This is a genomic window from Paenibacillus sp. FSL R7-277 (assembly GCF_000517965.1).
GTDB lineage: Bacteria > Bacillota > Bacilli > Paenibacillales > Paenibacillaceae > Paenibacillus_AQ > Paenibacillus_AQ silagei.
This window is the reverse complement of sequence record NZ_ASPX01000115.1, coordinates 340,696-354,646: the sequence shown is the minus strand read 5'-3', so window position 1 is coordinate 354,646 and position 13,951 is coordinate 340,696. Positions and strand designations below refer to the sequence as shown.

Genomic DNA, 13,951 nt, shown 5'->3' with positions numbered 1-13,951 from the left:
CACAAACGAAACGGCTGTCGAAACACAGCCGTTTGCGAAACTTCATTTAATGATCGCGTGACATCAAATAATCGGCAATTTCCAGCAGCCGGGACGGGTCGTTGAACCCGCCTTCCAGGATTGCATCTTGCGCCGCTGCGGTCAATTCCTTGACCTCTGCGCGCGAAGCCGTAAGGCCGATGAAATACGGATAGGTTACTTTTTGCTGCTTGATATCACTGCCGGTTTTTTTGCCCAGCTTGCTCTCATCGCCGATGAGGTCCAGAATATCATCCTGAATCTGGAAGGCCAGGCCAATCTGTGTGCCGAACCGGCGCAGGGCTTCCAGCTGCTGCTCATTCGCACCGGCGATTCTGCCGCCCGCAAGCAAGGAGAAGATCATCAGATCGCCGGTCTTGTGCAGATGAATGTACTGAAGCTGCTGCAGATCGGTCATTCCCTGCTCGCCTTCCATATCAGCTACCTGACCGCCGACCATACCGCGCGGGCCGGCCATCTCAGCCAGATCCTCCACGATGGACAACACGCGCTCTGCCGGAACCCCATGCTTACGGGAGGCTTGTACCACACTGTAGAACGCATGGGTCAGCAGCGAATCCCCGGCCAGAATGGCCATCGCTTCCCCAAAGACCTTATGGTTCGTCAGCTTGCCGCGCCGGTAATCATCATTATCCATCGCCGGAAGATCGTCATGAATCAGAGAATAGGTATGCACCATTTCAATCGCTGCTGCTACAGGCAGCGCAGCTTCACGGCTGCCGCCCAGCGCTTCGCAGGCAGCGGTGACCAGCAGCGGCCGCAGGCGCTTACCACCAGCTTGCAGTGAGTATTCCATCGACTCTCTTAGGACCCGGGGGACGTCCCACTGCTCCGGTACAACCCCGCTGAGAGCAACGGCAACCCAGCGGCTAACGTCTGCTATATATTCCTCCAGCGGTTTGCGGCCCTGCGCCGCTGCCGAACCGCCCGATGGCTCAAGCTCAGAATGACTCATCGCTATCGCCTTCCAGCCGGTTGCCGAATGGCTTCTTGCGAAGTTCGCCATCCTCCACAGTGATCATTTCAATCTTGCGTTCCACTTGCTCCAGCTTACTGCCGCATAGCTGCGAGAGCTTCATTCCCTGCTGGAATAAATCAATCGCCTTCTCCAGGGGAACGTCACCGTGTTCAAGCTCACGCACGATACCCTCCAGGCGCTCCATGGCTCCCTCAAAATCCAGTTCAGCTTCCTTCGCCATTCGCTTTGCCATCCTCCTTCATTCCCCATACGTGGCAGTTTAGTTGTCCGTCATTAAGCTTTATGTTGACCACATCGCCAAGCTCTACTTCCTTCAGCGATTTGATTAAATGCTGCTCCTTCTCGTCATACACAAGGCTGTAGCCCCGTGACATGACCTTAAGCGGGCTGAGTGCATCCAGATGGCGCAGCTCTGCCCCGAACCGCGCGCGCTTATCTGCAAGGCGCGCCTGCATGGCCGCCGTCAGCTCACGGGTGAGGCCATCCGTGCGCCGGCGGGCAGCGCTGACGCTGCTAAGCGGATGGAAGCGCTGCAGGCTCTGGTGCAGCAGCGCGCTGCGCCCCTGCGCGCGGCTGTGCCTTGCCTCTGCTGCGCGGAGCAGGGCCGCGCGCAGCATGTCCAGCCGCTGCGCGTGCTGGGCCAGCTGCCGGCGGGGGCCGGCCAGCGTCAGCGAGCGCTGCAGCGCAGCGAGGCGTTCGCCGCCGCGCTGCGAGCGGCGCAGCAGCCCTTGGCGCAGCCGCTGCCGGGCCATGCGCAGCTGCCCGGCCAGCTCGGCTGCGCTCGGCACAGCGAGCTCCGCCGCTGCCGTAGGGGTGGCCGCCCGGAGATCGGCGGCGAAATCGGCGATCGTGAAGTCGGTCTCGTGGCCCACGGCCGAGATGACCGGAATCCCGGAGGCCGCAATCGCCCGGGCGACGGCCTCTTCATTGAAGGCCCACAGCTCCTCCAGGGAACCGCCGCCGCGCCCGACAATCAGCACATCGGCCTCTCCCATGGCATTCAGGTTCTGTATGGCCTGTACAATGGACGGGCCAGCACCCTTACCTTGTACAAGTACAGGGTAGAGAACAATCGCCACCTGAGGATAGCGCCGCTGCAGGGTGATGATGATATCCCTCACAGCCGCTCCTGTCGGGGAGGTCACAACCCCGATGCAGCGCGGGAATTGCGGCAGCGGACGCTTGCGCTCCGCTGCGAACAGGCCTTCCTTCTCCAGCTTGCTCTTCAGCTGCTCGTAAGCCAGATACAGGCTGCCGATTCCGTCAGGCTGCATATGTGTCGCATAGAACTGGTATTGCCCGTCCCGTTCATATACAGTCACATTTCCCCTGGCGATTACCTTCGTGCCTTCCTTCGGCACGAACGGCAGCCGCGAGTTATGCGAAGCGAACATGATGGCTTTGATCCGGCTGCTCTCATCCTTCAGCGTGAAGTACATATGCCCGCTTCCGTGATGGGTGAAATTCGAGATTTCACCGCGAATCCATACGTCGGACAGCAGCGCATCCGAATCCAGCTTCATACGGATATATTTGTTAAGCTCCTTGATGGAGTAGATCTGCCGCTCTGCCGCCATAAGTCCGGCCTACTTCAGGCCGCGGCGGCGTTTGGCCGCGATCAGCGTGTTGCTCATCAGCATGGTGATGGTCATCGGTCCCACTCCGCCCGGCACCGGCGTAATGAACCCGGCCACTTCCCGGGCACTCTCATAATCGACATCGCCGGCAAGCTTACCGGTATCCAGACGGTTCATGCCGACATCAATCACAATCGCACCCGGCTTCACGAACGAAGCATCGATGAAGTTGGCCCGTCCAATCGCTACCACCAGGATATCGGCCTGACGGCTAAGCTCAGCCATATTCGCTGTGCGCGAGTGGCACATGGTTACTGTGGCATTCTCCCGCTGTAACAGCAGGGATACAGGCTTGCCGACAATATTACTGCGGCCGATCACTACCGCATGCTTGCCGGAAATGTCCGTACCGGTCCGCTTGATCAGTTCAATAACCCCGGCAGGTGTACAGGGAAGCAGACTGTCGTCCCCGATGACGAGGTTCCCCACATTGACCGGGTGGAAGCCGTCCACATCCTTCTCTACCGAGATGGCGTCAATCACAGCCTTCTCTTCAATATGCTTCGGAAGCGGCAGCTGAACGAGGATGCCGTCAATATCGCTGCGGCCGTTCAGGTCTGCCACCAGTGCCAGCAGCTCCTGCTGGGTGGTAGCTGCATCCAGCCGGTGCACCTCGGAATGGAAGCCCAGTTCAATACAAGACTTCTCCTTGTTGCGCACATAGACCTGGGAAGCCGGATCTTCACCGACCAGAACGACAGCCAGACCCGGCTTCACGCCGCGCTCCGCTAAGTCTGCAACCTCCCGGGCAATCCCGATCCGAATGTCGTCCGATACCTGTTTACCGCTGATAATCGCTGCTGTCATGTAAGTCTCTCCCCTATTGTCTATTGAAGGCTTATAAGCCTGTTACTGCCGCTTGCTGTGAATCTGAATCTGAATCCGAAGCTGAAACTGGACTACAGCTCGGCTCTAAGCGTGTCCACATCCTGAATCATTTTACCGAGGACACCATTCACGAATTTACCGGAATCCTCTGTGCCGAAATGCTTGGCCAGATCAATCGCCTCATTGACAGACACCTTGGCCGGCACATCGCTGGCGAAGATCATCTCGAAGGTAGCCAGACGCAGAATCTGACGGTCTACACGTGACAAGCGGCTCATCTGCCAGCCCTTAAGATAATGCTCCAGCATATCGTCGATCGCCATTTTGTGTTCCCACACGCCGTTTACATGCGTAACTACATATGCCTTCAGTTCAATCTCATCTGTAATAACGCGCTCGGTTTCATTCTCATCTGCCGCTTCTTCAATCAGCATGTCAACCGCTTCGGTAACCTCTACATCGTTCATTTCCATCTGGTACAGGCTTTGTACAATAATTTCTCTCGCTAAACGTCTCTTCATGTGTTCCTCCTACGAACTAACCTCATGTTTTGGTGTTACAGATTACAACGATTATAACCGGACCAGCTTCTATACTACATTTCCTCACATAAACAGCCGCATAGGCTGATATAGGAGCATTTATACCCTTAATTTTCTCAAAAAGCCCACTCCGGGCAATTTATATTGTCTTTTCAGCAAAAAACCGCGCAGCCTTTCTTCCGCAGGTCAGCAACTCAAAGTAACGGGTTCCAGGCTTCCGGGAGAAAGACTATCGCGGTTCATTTGAAGGGACGCCAGCGTCCGGACAGCCGCTCTGCGATCTCCTGCCATTGAAACAGGGGACCCTGCGCGGTATCCTTTCGTTTGCCGAACGTATATCCGATGAACACTACCAGTGCAAAGAACAGCATATCCCAAAAACCGCTAATCAGATAAATCAATCCGAGAAAGACACCGAAGGCAACTCCGGTAATTCTACCCCCGTGACTTTCCCATACTTCTCTCCAGGACATAAGGGAAACTCACCTCTATTCCACTCGACTTTTGAAGCTTGGTGCCTGTGTGAGGTTAGCAATGTATACAGACACATCTGCAACCGGAATTCCGGTTGTCTCCTGTACGAAATCATGTACCTGGCGCTGTACATCCGTAGTAAGCAGCGGCAGTGAATGCTCACCGTCGACGACCGCCCGGATCATAATCTCAAGACCCGCCTGTGAGACACGGATGCGCGATTTCAGGTCGCGGATGCCCTTCACTTTGCCCGCAGCCTTCAGACTCAGGTTCTCAATGGTCTCCATTGAGATCTGAATATCCCCATACTCTGTACGCTGATCCACAGACGGCAGGGAAGCGCGGTCGCGGCGCAGGGAGATGTAGAAGAAGCGGATGCTCAGCAGGAACAGAATGACCGCCACCGAGATCGCAGCGATATAGACCGCCGGTCCGTCCGAAATCTCATACTTGTCCGGAATGACACCGCTTAAGAGGAGGATGGCAGTTACAGATAGTATTCCAATGCTTAAGCTGTACAGGAACAGCAGAAGCCTGTCCAGAATTTTGGCCACGAGTCTCACAACCTCCTTAAATTAAGGTAAACCCTCGACGCACTGTCGGGGGTTTATGGAAGAACTGAACCCTTACTTCACGCGGATAACCGCATCCGTGTCCTCGCTCTTGTCAATGCTTGTATTGCTTTTGAACTGCACATCATGGATATGCACGTTCACTTCCACAACGGTCAGACCGGTCATGGTTTCGATGGAACGCTTAACATTGCGCTGAATTTCAGCAGCCACTTCCGGAAGACGGTAGCCGTATTCGATAATTACGGACACATCCACCGCAGCCTCGCGCTGTCCAACCTCAACCTTAACCCCTTTGGACAGGTTCTTGCGTCCGAGAAGCTCCACGATTCCGCCGGCGAAACCGCCGCTCATTCCGGCCACACCTTTCACCTCAACGGTTGCCAAACCGGCGATAACCTCGATCACCTCTGGAGCGATCTGGATTTCACCGATTTCCGTACGTTCAAATTCTGTCGGCAATGTACTCATTTGGACTTCACACCTTTCCAGCAAAAAAGTTGTAGGGGCACTTCAAGCGGGCAGTACGCCTCTTATTAAACATACTATATCATTTGACGAACTTTATGACAAACCATGAGAAGCCGTCCTAAACTTCATACTCCTCAAGGAACTTGATATCAAAGTTCCCGTCCAAAAACACAGGATGCTCCAGCAGTCTCTGGTGGAATGAAATGGTGGTATGTATGCCCTCCACCGCAAATTCAGCCAGTGCACGCTTCATCTTGGCTATAGCCTCTTCCCGGGTCGGTGCCCAGACGATCAGCTTGGCAATCATGGAGTCATAAAAAGGTGAAATGGTATAGCCCGGATACGCCGCGCTGTCGACCCGCACCCCAAATCCGCCCGGTGGCAGATAGAAGCCGATTTTGCCCGGAGACGGCATGAAATTACGCTCAGGGTCCTCGGCATTGATGCGGCATTCAATCGACCAGCCGTTGATCACAATATCCTCCTGGGTGAAGGAGAGGGGATTACCTTCCGCTACTGAGATCATTTCCTTAATGAGATCGACGCCGGTGACCATCTCCGTTACCGGATGCTCCACCTGAATGCGTGTATTCATCTCCATGAAATAGAAATGTCCGTCAGGACCCAGCAGGAATTCCAGGGTACCTGCCCCCGAGTAATTAACCGCCAGTGCAGCCCGTACCGCCGCTTGGCCCATCGCATCGCGGACCTCCGGGGTAAGTACGGCGCAAGGCGCTTCTTCGATCAGCTTCTGGCGGCGGCGCTGCACAGAGCAGTCACGCTCGCCCAAGTGGACGACGTTGCCGTGATTATCGGCGATGATCTGAATCTCCACATGCTTCATGCCGGTCAGGAATTTCTCCAAATAGACTCCGGCGTTGCCGAAATTCTTCTGCGCTTCCTGCTGGGCAGCGGTAATCTGCTTCACCAGTGACTCTTCATCCTCGGCGATGCGGATGCCCTTGCCTCCGCCGCCTGCCGTAGCTTTGACGATAAGCGGGTACCCGATATCACGGCCGAGCATCACGGCTTCCTCTAAGTCACCGACAATCCCGTCCGAGCCCGGTATAATCGGAACTCCGGCCAGCTTCATCGTTTCTTTGGCAACAGCCTTGTCGCCCATCCGGGTAATCGCATCCGGAGACGGGCCGATGAAGGTAATGTTACAGGATTCACAGATCTCGGCGAAATCCGCGTTCTCGGCCAGGAAGCCATAGCCGGGGTGAATAGCATCGCATTCCGTCAGCGTGGCAACGCTCATAATATTAGTAAAGTTCAGATAGCTGTCCTTGGCGGGCATCGGTCCGATACAGTACGCCTCATCCGCAAGACGTACATGCAGGGAATCGCGGTCCGGCTCCGAATAGACAGCCACGGTGGCAATACCCAGCTCGCGGCAGGCCCGGATAATGCGGACCGCAATCTCGCCGCGGTTGGCAATCAACACTTTTTGAATGTTCATGCGTTTCCTCCCAAAGTTTAGCGAAGCTTGCAAGCTCCTCTTCATTCTCGCGGCAATTATTCCGCTCTCACCAGAAACAGCGGCTGACCGTATTCCACCAGTTGGCCGTTCTCAACCAGGACAGAGACAATCTCGCCCTTCACTTCGGCTTCCAGCTCATTCATCAGCTTCATCGCTTCAATGATGCAGACCGTAGATTTCTCATTCACCCGGTCTCCGACATTAACAAAGGAAGGCGTCTCCGGTGAAGCGGCACTATAGAAGGTCCCAACCATCGGCGAGACGATTTTATGTAATGCGCCTTCAGCGGAGGTTGCGGGCTGCTGCGCCGCAGCAGGAACTTCACTAACAGCCTGAGGGGCAATAATCTGCGGACTTTGCGGCTGCGGGGCTGGCGTAAAGGGGTAGGTATAAGGAGCCGCCTGAATTACTGTTCCTTCAGCTTCAGAGCGATCCGGTTTACGGATAGCCAGCTTCATACCTTCGCTTTCAATCTCCAGCTCGTGCACGGAGGAAGTCTGGTCCAGCAATTGAATCAATTCCTTAATCTCGCTTAACTTGAACATTGGGTAGTTCACTCCTTCAGCTTTCTCTCGAAGCCATTTTGGGACGCTGGCTGAGCAGGGTACGATATCCGTCCTGACAAGCATACCCGTAACGCGGGTCTGCTCTGTAATTCTCTTGAATCGCTACCTTGTGTAACCGCTGCCTGCGTAATCTTCTTTTTCTATGCATCGATAACTTTATGTATTATATCACAAACGCTAGAAATGGAAAGAGCCTGGGACGCGCCCGGGCTCTTTCGGCATTTTATTCTATTTTCCCTGATTTTATTCAGCCGGCTTACTGCTCCGAGACGTATTGGACCTTAATCTTGTCCTGGGTAACGCTCAGTTCCTTCATTACAAAATCCACGATGCCGACCGCCTGCTTCACATCCAGCTTATCGCTAAGCACCACGATCGTGTAGGCATCACCGGCTTCTTCTTTCACAATGGCCTCACCGTATTTTTGTTGAAGCTTCTCTTCAATCCCGGTGATCTTGGACTCTTTCTCTTCCAGCTTGCTGAGCTGCTCCTGGGCTGCTGCATTCTCAGCCGGTGTCTTATCCATATCGTTAATCAGCGCCAGCAGATCATTGTGATCCTTCAGGTTCTTCTGTTCGCGTTCGTACAGGTAGTTCGTGAACAGGCTGCTCGCCGATACGCTCTGCGAAGCCACTTCATCCAGAATCGCCTCGTCGTCCTTCGCCGGAGTCTTGTCTACAGCAGCTGACGTATCCTTGCTGTCTTTGCTGTCCTTAGTATCCTTGGCATCCTTGGTGTCCTTATTTTCCTTGGTATCCTTGCTGCCAGCCGTATCCTTGCCTTTATCAGCCGTAGTAGTGGCCGCCTTGTCCGTTGCAGCAGTTGTATCCTTGGCAGTGTTACTGCTGTCAGCAACCACACTACTGTCATCTATCACGGCCGGAGTCGTGCTGTCATCCGTTGCCACTGTCGATGCCGCTTCATCCTTGGTGGTCTTGCTGCTGTCATCCACGGTTCCTACTGCAATTCCTTTGTCCGTGCTGACCTCTTTAATGACAAGTCCGCTGTCCAGCGTAGTCGCGGTTCCGCCGCCCGTTCCGTCTTTTATAGTGTCCACCTGGATACTGCCTGCGGTTTCTTTGGGGATGGGAGCCCCCGTATCTTCCGTGAACAGATAATATGCAGAGAGCACTACCATCAAACTGAGCATAGAAACCAGCCAAATCGTTTGTCTTTTGCCCTTCATTGTTTATACCTCCTATAATTTTGTTGCCAGCCCTCTTGTCGTCTCTGAGTCGTGTGCATCGTACAAGCCTCTTCTGTTAAAGCATATGCCGGGGTTGCCGGAGACATGCCTATTCCTGCTTGCGCGGGACAACAGAAATCCGGTAGACCGGTACGTTAAGCCCTTTTTCAACCGCCTGCTCAATCAGACTGCGCACGACCTTGTTCTCTGCCCCTTTGGCGACCACCAGCACTCCCCGTACCTGAGGCTTCACCCGCTTGGTGATGATCGGAGCCTCGTTCCCTGACTGGCTGTAAGTGACGATCTGGCCGTCCCTGGTGTACTGGGTGGTATGGCGTTTACCGCCGCTGGCATCTGTTTCTTCACTTTGCTGCTGCGAGTCGTTCATATTGCGCTGCACGATAATCTCCTCTGTGGAATCTACGGTGACCATGATATCCACAGTACCGACCCCCACGATTTTCTCCAGAATCTCCTTCGTGCGGTTCTCCATCGCCAGTTCGATGCTGTCAAAAGAATTCGCGCTCCCGGTCTCCTGCTGCAGGACTGTCTGCGAGGTCCCGCTGTCCGGCGGTTCACGCCCTGTGTTCTCGTTGTCCAGCTTCTTCACATTCACGAAGGAGTTGAACAGCATAATTGCAACACCCAGCAGGCCGATAATGATCAGCCAGCGGAAGGTGTGGCTGCGCTTCGGGCTGCCGTTGCCGCCTCCGGCCCACTGCTCCAGCTTTTTCAGCCAATTGCCCATTGATTTCCCTCCTTCAATTATGATTTCACGGTATCGCCCCCGCTGCTTTGCACCTTGATCAGAGCGGGGTCCAGGTTCCAGTTCTTCTCCAGCAGCTGGATAATTGTTCCGGCTTCTTCCGCCAGGGTCTCCTGCACTCCCTCAGTGCCGCTCCCGGAAGAGGAGGACGCCGGAGCCGAACCACCTGAGGATGACGCTTCCTGCGCTTCACCATCTCCCCCGCTGCCTTCCAGGCTGACCTGGACCGGCTCTACAGGGTTAATCTGTATCGGCCCGGCTGACGGGAGGGATGCAGTACCATTGCCCGGCACAGCCCCTCCAGAGGCGCTCTGCTCCGGCGGAAGCGCTACTGTGACCGAGGAGATCAGCGGCACCTCCTCGCCGAGCGGCGCATTTGGATTCGGGCCCATGGCAAGGGCCACCGTTACCTTCACCCCGCCGAGCCCGGTGCTCCCGGCAATCTGGTCGCGCATCTGGCCGGCGATTTCCTCTGCAGCCAGCTTCAGGCTCTGGTCGCGGGCTCCGGCAGCCAGCATCCGCCCGTCCGCCAGAATCTTGTCCAGCGAATCCGGTGCGCCCTCCGCTCTGTTCAGCAGCCCCCCGCTTCTCTCCTGCTGCTGCATCGCCACGGTCAGCTCCTTGCTGGCATCCCCTTTCAGCAGAGAGATTATCGGGCTTAGCATTGTCAGCAGAACCAGCAGGCTGAGCACCAGTCTGGCGTAGCGTTCCATGGATTTGCTGGGCAGCAGCATCTCCACGAATGCAGCCATCAGCACGACGAGAATCAGCTCATGGAGCCAACTGCTGAGCCAGGACATGGCGCACCTCCTTGTCATTTCGTTCTAGCGCATCATCACGGTCACATTGCCCGCAGTCAGCATAATGGTTACCGCCAGGAAGAACATCAGCGAGACGGCGGCCAGCGCCGCGAAGACATAAATCATGCTTTTGCCGATCGTCTGCAGGCAGGTCACGATCGGTGTCTCGCCCAGCGGCTGCATAACGGCGGCGGCCAGATTGTAGATCAGGGCAAGGATCAGAATTTTGATTGCCGGGAACGCACACAGGAAGAGGATAATGATCACTCCCGACAGCCCGATGGCGTTCTTCACCAGCAGTGAGGCCGAGATGACCGTGTCCGTGGCATCCGCGAACATTTTTCCGATCACCGGCACGAAATTTCCTGTAATATATTTGGCTGCGCGTATGGTCACTCCGTCTGTAACCGAGCTGGTAATCCCCCGGACGGAGATCACGCCGAGAAACACCGTCAGCAGCACCCCGAGCAGCCCGGCTCCGATATTGCGCAGCAGATTCGCCAGATGGGTCAGCTTGTATTTCTCAGACATGGCGCTCACCAGATGCAGCACCGCCGAGAAGAACAGCAGCGGGAAGACCAGCGTATGAATCAGCGTGCCTACGGTATGGATCATGAATACGATCAGCGGATGGGTCACCGACACCGTGACGATATTGCCCATTGAGGCCAGCAGCGCGAACAGCAGCGGAATCATAGCCATCATGAAGTCGATCATCCGGTCGATGGCATCCTTGGCATAGCCGATAGCGACATTGAAGCTGTTAACGGCGATGACCAGCACCACCATGTAGCAGAGCATATAAGCAATCTTGCTGACAGATTTCCGTTCAAAAGCGGTCTGAAGCGTCTCCAGAATCATACTCAGCACACTGATCATCACAATCGTGACCAGCAGCTTGCCGTTGTAGAGCACCTCATGCCACATGAAGTTCATCAGGCCGGACAATACGCTTTTGAAGCTTAAGCCCTTATCCCCCGGCAGCAGCATATCCATCAAGGAAGGTGTCCGTCCCTCCGGGAAAAACCCACCGTAATCCTTCATCAGCTGGTCCCAGTAAGACTCAACTTTGTCTTTTGGCAGATGCTCCACCTGCCCTTTCACCCACTGGTCAACAGGAGACGCCAGACCTCCACTGCCGCCTGTAGCCGGAGCTGAAGGAACAGGGGACCCGCTTGCAATACTTGCCACACTTCCCGCGCTTGCAGCATTCGCAACACTTGCCACACTTCCCGCGCTTGCAGCATTCGCAACACTTGCCGCACTTGCCGTGCTTCCACACAACAGAAGCAGCTGGAGCACCAGCAGCAGAGCTGGCAGAAGCAGGAGCGCTTTTACCCCTTTTGGCGGCCGAAAAAACCTATGCTCCTGCATTCCCCTCACCTCCGCTCTACTCCAACTTGTCCGGCATGTCCGCTGCATCAGGTTGGCAGCAGCTTCATGACCGTTTCAATAATAATGCTGATAATCGGAACAGCCAGCACCATGATCAGCACCTTGCCGGCCAGCTCAATCTTGGAAGCAATCGATTCCTGCCCGGCATCCCTCACGATCTGCGCTCCGAATTCCGCGATATAGGAGATGCCGATGATTTTGAACACCGTTTTGATGTGGATCATTTCCATCCCGGAGGACTCTGCCACCCGCTCCAGCGTACCGAGAATCGTTCCGATCTTGCCGATCAGGAACAGGAAGATCAGGATGCCGGCCGCAGTGGTCAGCAGGAAGGCGAATACCGGCTTTTGTTCCTTCAGGACGAGGATAAGGACCGTCGCCAAGATGCCGATTCCCACAATCTGAATGATTTCCATAACTCCAGCCTATTGAAAAAGAAAAATCGTTTTGATTTCCTGCAGCAGCCCATCCAGCATCCGGATGACCATGAACAGGACGATGATAAAGCCGACAATCGTTACCCAGTGGGCGATATCCTCTTTGCCCATCTGCTTAAGCACCGTATGGATCATGGCGATAATGATGCCGATGCCGGCAATCTGAAAGATCGCGTTGACTTCAATATTCATTCCTGGCACCTCGCTAAAAGATCAAAATGACGATCAATGCTCCAAGCAGCAGACCCAGGCTTTTACTCACCTTCTCATACTTGCCCTGATCTTCTCTGGCCACTGTCTCCTCCTGCTTCAATTGCTGTAAAGCCAGTGCAATATGCGTGCTCTGATTCGGCCGGTCACTGGTTCCGAGCGTGCAGCTTAGCTGCCGGATGATCTCCTTCTCCGTGCCCTGCAGCGATGCGCTGCTCCAGTGGGCTTCCATCGCCCGCCGGATGGCCTCTTCCGCACTGTAGTTATGCGGCGGGTTCATCTCCTCCGCCGCCGTAAGGAAGAAGGCCCGCAGCGGCTCCTTCGTCTGCATTCCAATCCGGCGCAGCGCCTCCGGCAGCGGCGTGTAGCCGTACTGGATCTCGGTCTCCAGCCGCTGGAGCGCTGCAATCAAGGCCCGGATATGTCTCGGCCGGTCGGCATACTGGGCCGCCCGCTTGAAGCCGGCCAGGGTTCCCGCCAGCACGATCAGTACCGCGCCAAGCAGCTTAAGCATAGCGGTCACCCCCTGACACCGGCTGCTGCTCCGGCGAGACCAGCAGCAGAGCCCGCTTCTGGGCGTCCAGAATGCGGAAGGACAAGCCAGAGGCTCCGCGGTGCAGTATCACATACCGCTCGAACATCCGGTGCTCCAGCAGCCCGCCAAGTCCGGGCCGCCGGGCAAGCTCGGACACTTCCTTGCCGTGCGCAGAAGCGACCACCGAGATCCCGGCGTGCAGCGCCTCGGTCACCGCCTCTGCATCCTCCATGCGGCCGATTTCATCGGCGATCAGCACATCAGGCGACAGGGAGCGGATCATCATCATCATGCCCTCCGCCTTGGGACAGCCGTCCAGAATGTCCGTACGCGGCCCGACATCGAAGGCCGGAATTCCCCGGCGGCTGCCTGCGATCTCAGAGCGTTCGTCGACGATGCCGACCTTCAGCCCCGGCCGGCTGCCTTCCCGGCCGCCGCTTGTACCTGCCGACAGCTGCCTGGCCAGATCGCGCAGCAGCGTAGTCTTGCCATGCTGCGGCGGGGACAGAATCAGCGTATGCATCACACGCTGCCGCCCCCGGTCCAGCAGATAAGGCAGCACACCGTCGGCGATGCCGTGCACCTCACGGGCAATCCGCACGTTGAAGCCGGTAATATCACGCAGATGCTCCACGCCGCCCCCGCTCAGCACCGTCCGGCCGCAGAGACCGATCCGGTGTCCGCCCGGAATCGTGATGAAGCCCTTGCGCAGCTCCTCTTCCATCGTATAGAGGGAATGATTGCTGATGAGGTCCAGCAGCCGGTGCGTATCCTCCCGGTCCGGCCGGTAAGCCTCGCCGGGAAGCTGGGTCAGGGTGCCGCCGGCACCGATGAAATGATACTTGCCGGAATAGTTGATCTCTAGCGGCCGTCCCTCACGGACGCGAATCTCCTCCACCTTGTCCAGGAGCGCAGCGGGGAGGCCGCCGAGCAGCGCTCTTACTTTTTCGGGAAACAACAAAAGCCAGTCATTTGCCATACCAGGTACCCCCAAGCTGTCCTCTACTAAATAGCTTTATCTCATATTTATG

At 56.0% G+C, this 13,951-nt stretch carries 18 protein-coding genes; all 18 read right to left on the bottom strand.

The window, feature by feature from the left end; translation table 11 throughout:
* Positions 1–46: 46 nt before the first annotated feature.
* On the bottom strand, positions 47–994 hold the full coding sequence (locus C173_RS29450; RefSeq protein WP_051478603.1) for a polyprenyl synthetase family protein: 948 nt from the start codon (positions 992–994) through the stop codon (positions 47–49).
* Positions 981–1,238 carry an exodeoxyribonuclease VII small subunit gene (xseB, locus tag C173_RS29445; protein WP_036731943.1) on the bottom strand — a complete coding sequence of 86 codons (258 nt, stop codon included), beginning with the start codon at positions 1,236–1,238 and terminating at the stop codon, positions 981–983. The genes C173_RS29450 and xseB overlap by 14 nt, the downstream gene beginning before the upstream one ends.
* Entirely contained in the window at positions 1,222–2,595 is a 1,374-nt protein-coding gene (gene xseA / locus C173_RS29440) for an exodeoxyribonuclease VII large subunit (RefSeq protein WP_036731941.1), read from the bottom strand. The genes xseB and xseA overlap by 17 nt, the downstream gene beginning before the upstream one ends.
* 9 nt (positions 2,596–2,604) lie before the next feature.
* Positions 2,605–3,462 (bottom strand): bifunctional methylenetetrahydrofolate dehydrogenase/methenyltetrahydrofolate cyclohydrolase FolD, encoded by an 858-nt coding sequence (gene folD, locus C173_RS29435; RefSeq protein WP_036698383.1) that lies wholly within the window; start codon positions 3,460–3,462, stop codon positions 2,605–2,607.
* A 92-nt stretch (positions 3,463–3,554) separates the two neighbouring features.
* Positions 3,555–4,004 (bottom strand): transcription antitermination factor NusB, encoded by a 450-nt coding sequence (nusB, locus tag C173_RS29430; protein ID WP_036698385.1) that lies wholly within the window; start codon positions 4,002–4,004, stop codon positions 3,555–3,557.
* A gap of 260 nt (positions 4,005–4,264) precedes the next feature.
* A complete protein-coding gene (locus C173_RS29425) occupies positions 4,265–4,498 on the bottom strand; it encodes a DUF2273 domain-containing protein (protein ID WP_036698387.1) in 234 nt (77 codons plus the stop codon).
* Between the two features lie 15 nt (positions 4,499–4,513).
* Positions 4,514–5,053 carry an alkaline shock response membrane anchor protein AmaP gene (amaP, locus tag C173_RS29420; protein ID WP_036698389.1) on the bottom strand — a complete coding sequence of 180 codons (540 nt, stop codon included), beginning with the start codon at positions 5,051–5,053 and terminating at the stop codon, positions 4,514–4,516.
* Between the two features lie 72 nt (positions 5,054–5,125).
* Positions 5,126–5,542 carry an Asp23/Gls24 family envelope stress response protein gene (locus C173_RS29415; protein WP_036698392.1) on the bottom strand — a complete coding sequence of 139 codons (417 nt, stop codon included), beginning with the start codon at positions 5,540–5,542 and terminating at the stop codon, positions 5,126–5,128.
* A 118-nt stretch (positions 5,543–5,660) separates the two neighbouring features.
* Positions 5,661–7,004 carry an acetyl-CoA carboxylase biotin carboxylase subunit gene (accC, locus tag C173_RS29410; protein ID WP_036731935.1) on the bottom strand — a complete coding sequence of 448 codons (1,344 nt, stop codon included), beginning with the start codon at positions 7,002–7,004 and terminating at the stop codon, positions 5,661–5,663.
* Between the two features lie 56 nt (positions 7,005–7,060).
* Positions 7,061–7,570 carry an acetyl-CoA carboxylase biotin carboxyl carrier protein gene (gene accB, locus C173_RS29405; protein ID WP_036698397.1) on the bottom strand — a complete coding sequence of 170 codons (510 nt, stop codon included), beginning with the start codon at positions 7,568–7,570 and terminating at the stop codon, positions 7,061–7,063.
* Between the two features lie 277 nt (positions 7,571–7,847).
* Positions 7,848–8,777 (bottom strand): SpoIIIAH-like family protein, encoded by a 930-nt coding sequence (locus C173_RS29400; RefSeq protein WP_036731932.1) that lies wholly within the window; start codon positions 8,775–8,777, stop codon positions 7,848–7,850.
* A gap of 109 nt (positions 8,778–8,886) precedes the next feature.
* A complete protein-coding gene (spoIIIAG, locus tag C173_RS29395; RefSeq protein WP_036731930.1) occupies positions 8,887–9,525 on the bottom strand; it encodes a stage III sporulation protein AG in 639 nt (212 codons plus the stop codon).
* Positions 9,526–9,542: 17 nt separating this feature from the next.
* A complete protein-coding gene (gene spoIIIAF / locus C173_RS33210; RefSeq protein WP_051478600.1) occupies positions 9,543–10,343 on the bottom strand; it encodes a stage III sporulation protein AF in 801 nt (266 codons plus the stop codon).
* Positions 10,344–10,367: 24 nt separating this feature from the next.
* A complete protein-coding gene (gene spoIIIAE, locus C173_RS29385) occupies positions 10,368–11,717 on the bottom strand; it encodes a stage III sporulation protein AE (RefSeq protein ID WP_235192066.1) in 1,350 nt (449 codons plus the stop codon).
* 47 nt (positions 11,718–11,764) lie between these two features.
* Positions 11,765–12,154 (bottom strand): stage III sporulation protein AD, encoded by a 390-nt coding sequence (spoIIIAD, locus tag C173_RS29380; RefSeq protein WP_036731928.1) that lies wholly within the window; start codon positions 12,152–12,154, stop codon positions 11,765–11,767.
* Between the two features lie 9 nt (positions 12,155–12,163).
* On the bottom strand, positions 12,164–12,367 hold the full coding sequence (gene spoIIIAC, locus C173_RS29375) for a stage III sporulation protein AC (RefSeq protein ID WP_020426549.1): 204 nt from the start codon (positions 12,365–12,367) through the stop codon (positions 12,164–12,166).
* Between the two features lie 13 nt (positions 12,368–12,380).
* Positions 12,381–12,899 (bottom strand): stage III sporulation protein SpoIIIAB, encoded by a 519-nt coding sequence (gene spoIIIAB / locus C173_RS29370; protein WP_036731925.1) that lies wholly within the window; start codon positions 12,897–12,899, stop codon positions 12,381–12,383.
* Positions 12,892–13,899 (bottom strand): stage III sporulation protein AA, encoded by a 1,008-nt coding sequence (gene spoIIIAA / locus C173_RS29365; protein WP_036731922.1) that lies wholly within the window; start codon positions 13,897–13,899, stop codon positions 12,892–12,894. The genes spoIIIAB and spoIIIAA overlap by 8 nt, the downstream gene beginning before the upstream one ends.
* Between the last annotated feature and the right edge of the window lie 52 nt (positions 13,900–13,951).

What these genes read in the sequence shown, in the direction of transcription:
- spoIIIAF (WP_051478600.1), bottom strand. Translation starts at nt 10,343, where the DNA reads ATGTCCTGGCTCAGCAGTTGGCTCCATGAGCTGATTCTCGTCGTGCTG.
- spoIIIAC (WP_020426549.1), bottom strand. Translation starts at nt 12,367, where the DNA reads ATGAATATTGAAGTCAACGCGATCTTTCAGATTGCCGGCATCGGCATC.
- spoIIIAD (WP_036731928.1), bottom strand. Translation starts at nt 12,154, where the DNA reads ATGGAAATCATTCAGATTGTGGGAATCGGCATCTTGGCGACGGTCCTT.
- spoIIIAG (WP_036731930.1), bottom strand. Translation starts at nt 9,525, where the DNA reads ATGGGCAATTGGCTGAAAAAGCTGGAGCAGTGGGCCGGAGGCGGCAAC.
- nusB (WP_036698385.1), bottom strand. Translation starts at nt 4,004, where the DNA reads ATGAAGAGACGTTTAGCGAGAGAAATTATTGTACAAAGCCTGTACCAG.
- spoIIIAB (WP_036731925.1), bottom strand. Translation starts at nt 12,899, where the DNA reads ATGCTTAAGCTGCTTGGCGCGGTACTGATCGTGCTGGCGGGAACCCTG.
- C173_RS29415 (WP_036698392.1), bottom strand. Translation starts at nt 5,542, where the DNA reads ATGAGTACATTGCCGACAGAATTTGAACGTACGGAAATCGGTGAAATC.
- C173_RS29400 (WP_036731932.1), bottom strand. Translation starts at nt 8,777, where the DNA reads ATGAAGGGCAAAAGACAAACGATTTGGCTGGTTTCTATGCTCAGTTTG.
- C173_RS29450 (WP_051478603.1), bottom strand. Translation starts at nt 994, where the DNA reads ATGAGTCATTCTGAGCTTGAGCCATCGGGCGGTTCGGCAGCGGCGCAG.
- folD (WP_036698383.1), bottom strand. Translation starts at nt 3,462, where the DNA reads ATGACAGCAGCGATTATCAGCGGTAAACAGGTATCGGACGACATTCGG.
- spoIIIAA (WP_036731922.1), bottom strand. Translation starts at nt 13,899, where the DNA reads ATGGCAAATGACTGGCTTTTGTTGTTTCCCGAAAAAGTAAGAGCGCTG.
- xseB (WP_036731943.1), bottom strand. Translation starts at nt 1,238, where the DNA reads ATGGCGAAGGAAGCTGAACTGGATTTTGAGGGAGCCATGGAGCGCCTG.
- C173_RS29425 (WP_036698387.1), bottom strand. Translation starts at nt 4,498, where the DNA reads ATGTCCTGGAGAGAAGTATGGGAAAGTCACGGGGGTAGAATTACCGGA.
- accC (WP_036731935.1), bottom strand. Translation starts at nt 7,004, where the DNA reads ATGAACATTCAAAAAGTGTTGATTGCCAACCGCGGCGAGATTGCGGTC.
- xseA (WP_036731941.1), bottom strand. Translation starts at nt 2,595, where the DNA reads ATGGCGGCAGAGCGGCAGATCTACTCCATCAAGGAGCTTAACAAATAT.
- accB (WP_036698397.1), bottom strand. Translation starts at nt 7,570, where the DNA reads ATGTTCAAGTTAAGCGAGATTAAGGAATTGATTCAATTGCTGGACCAG.
- spoIIIAE (WP_235192066.1), bottom strand. Translation starts at nt 11,717, where the DNA reads ATGCAGGAGCATAGGTTTTTTCGGCCGCCAAAAGGGGTAAAAGCGCTC.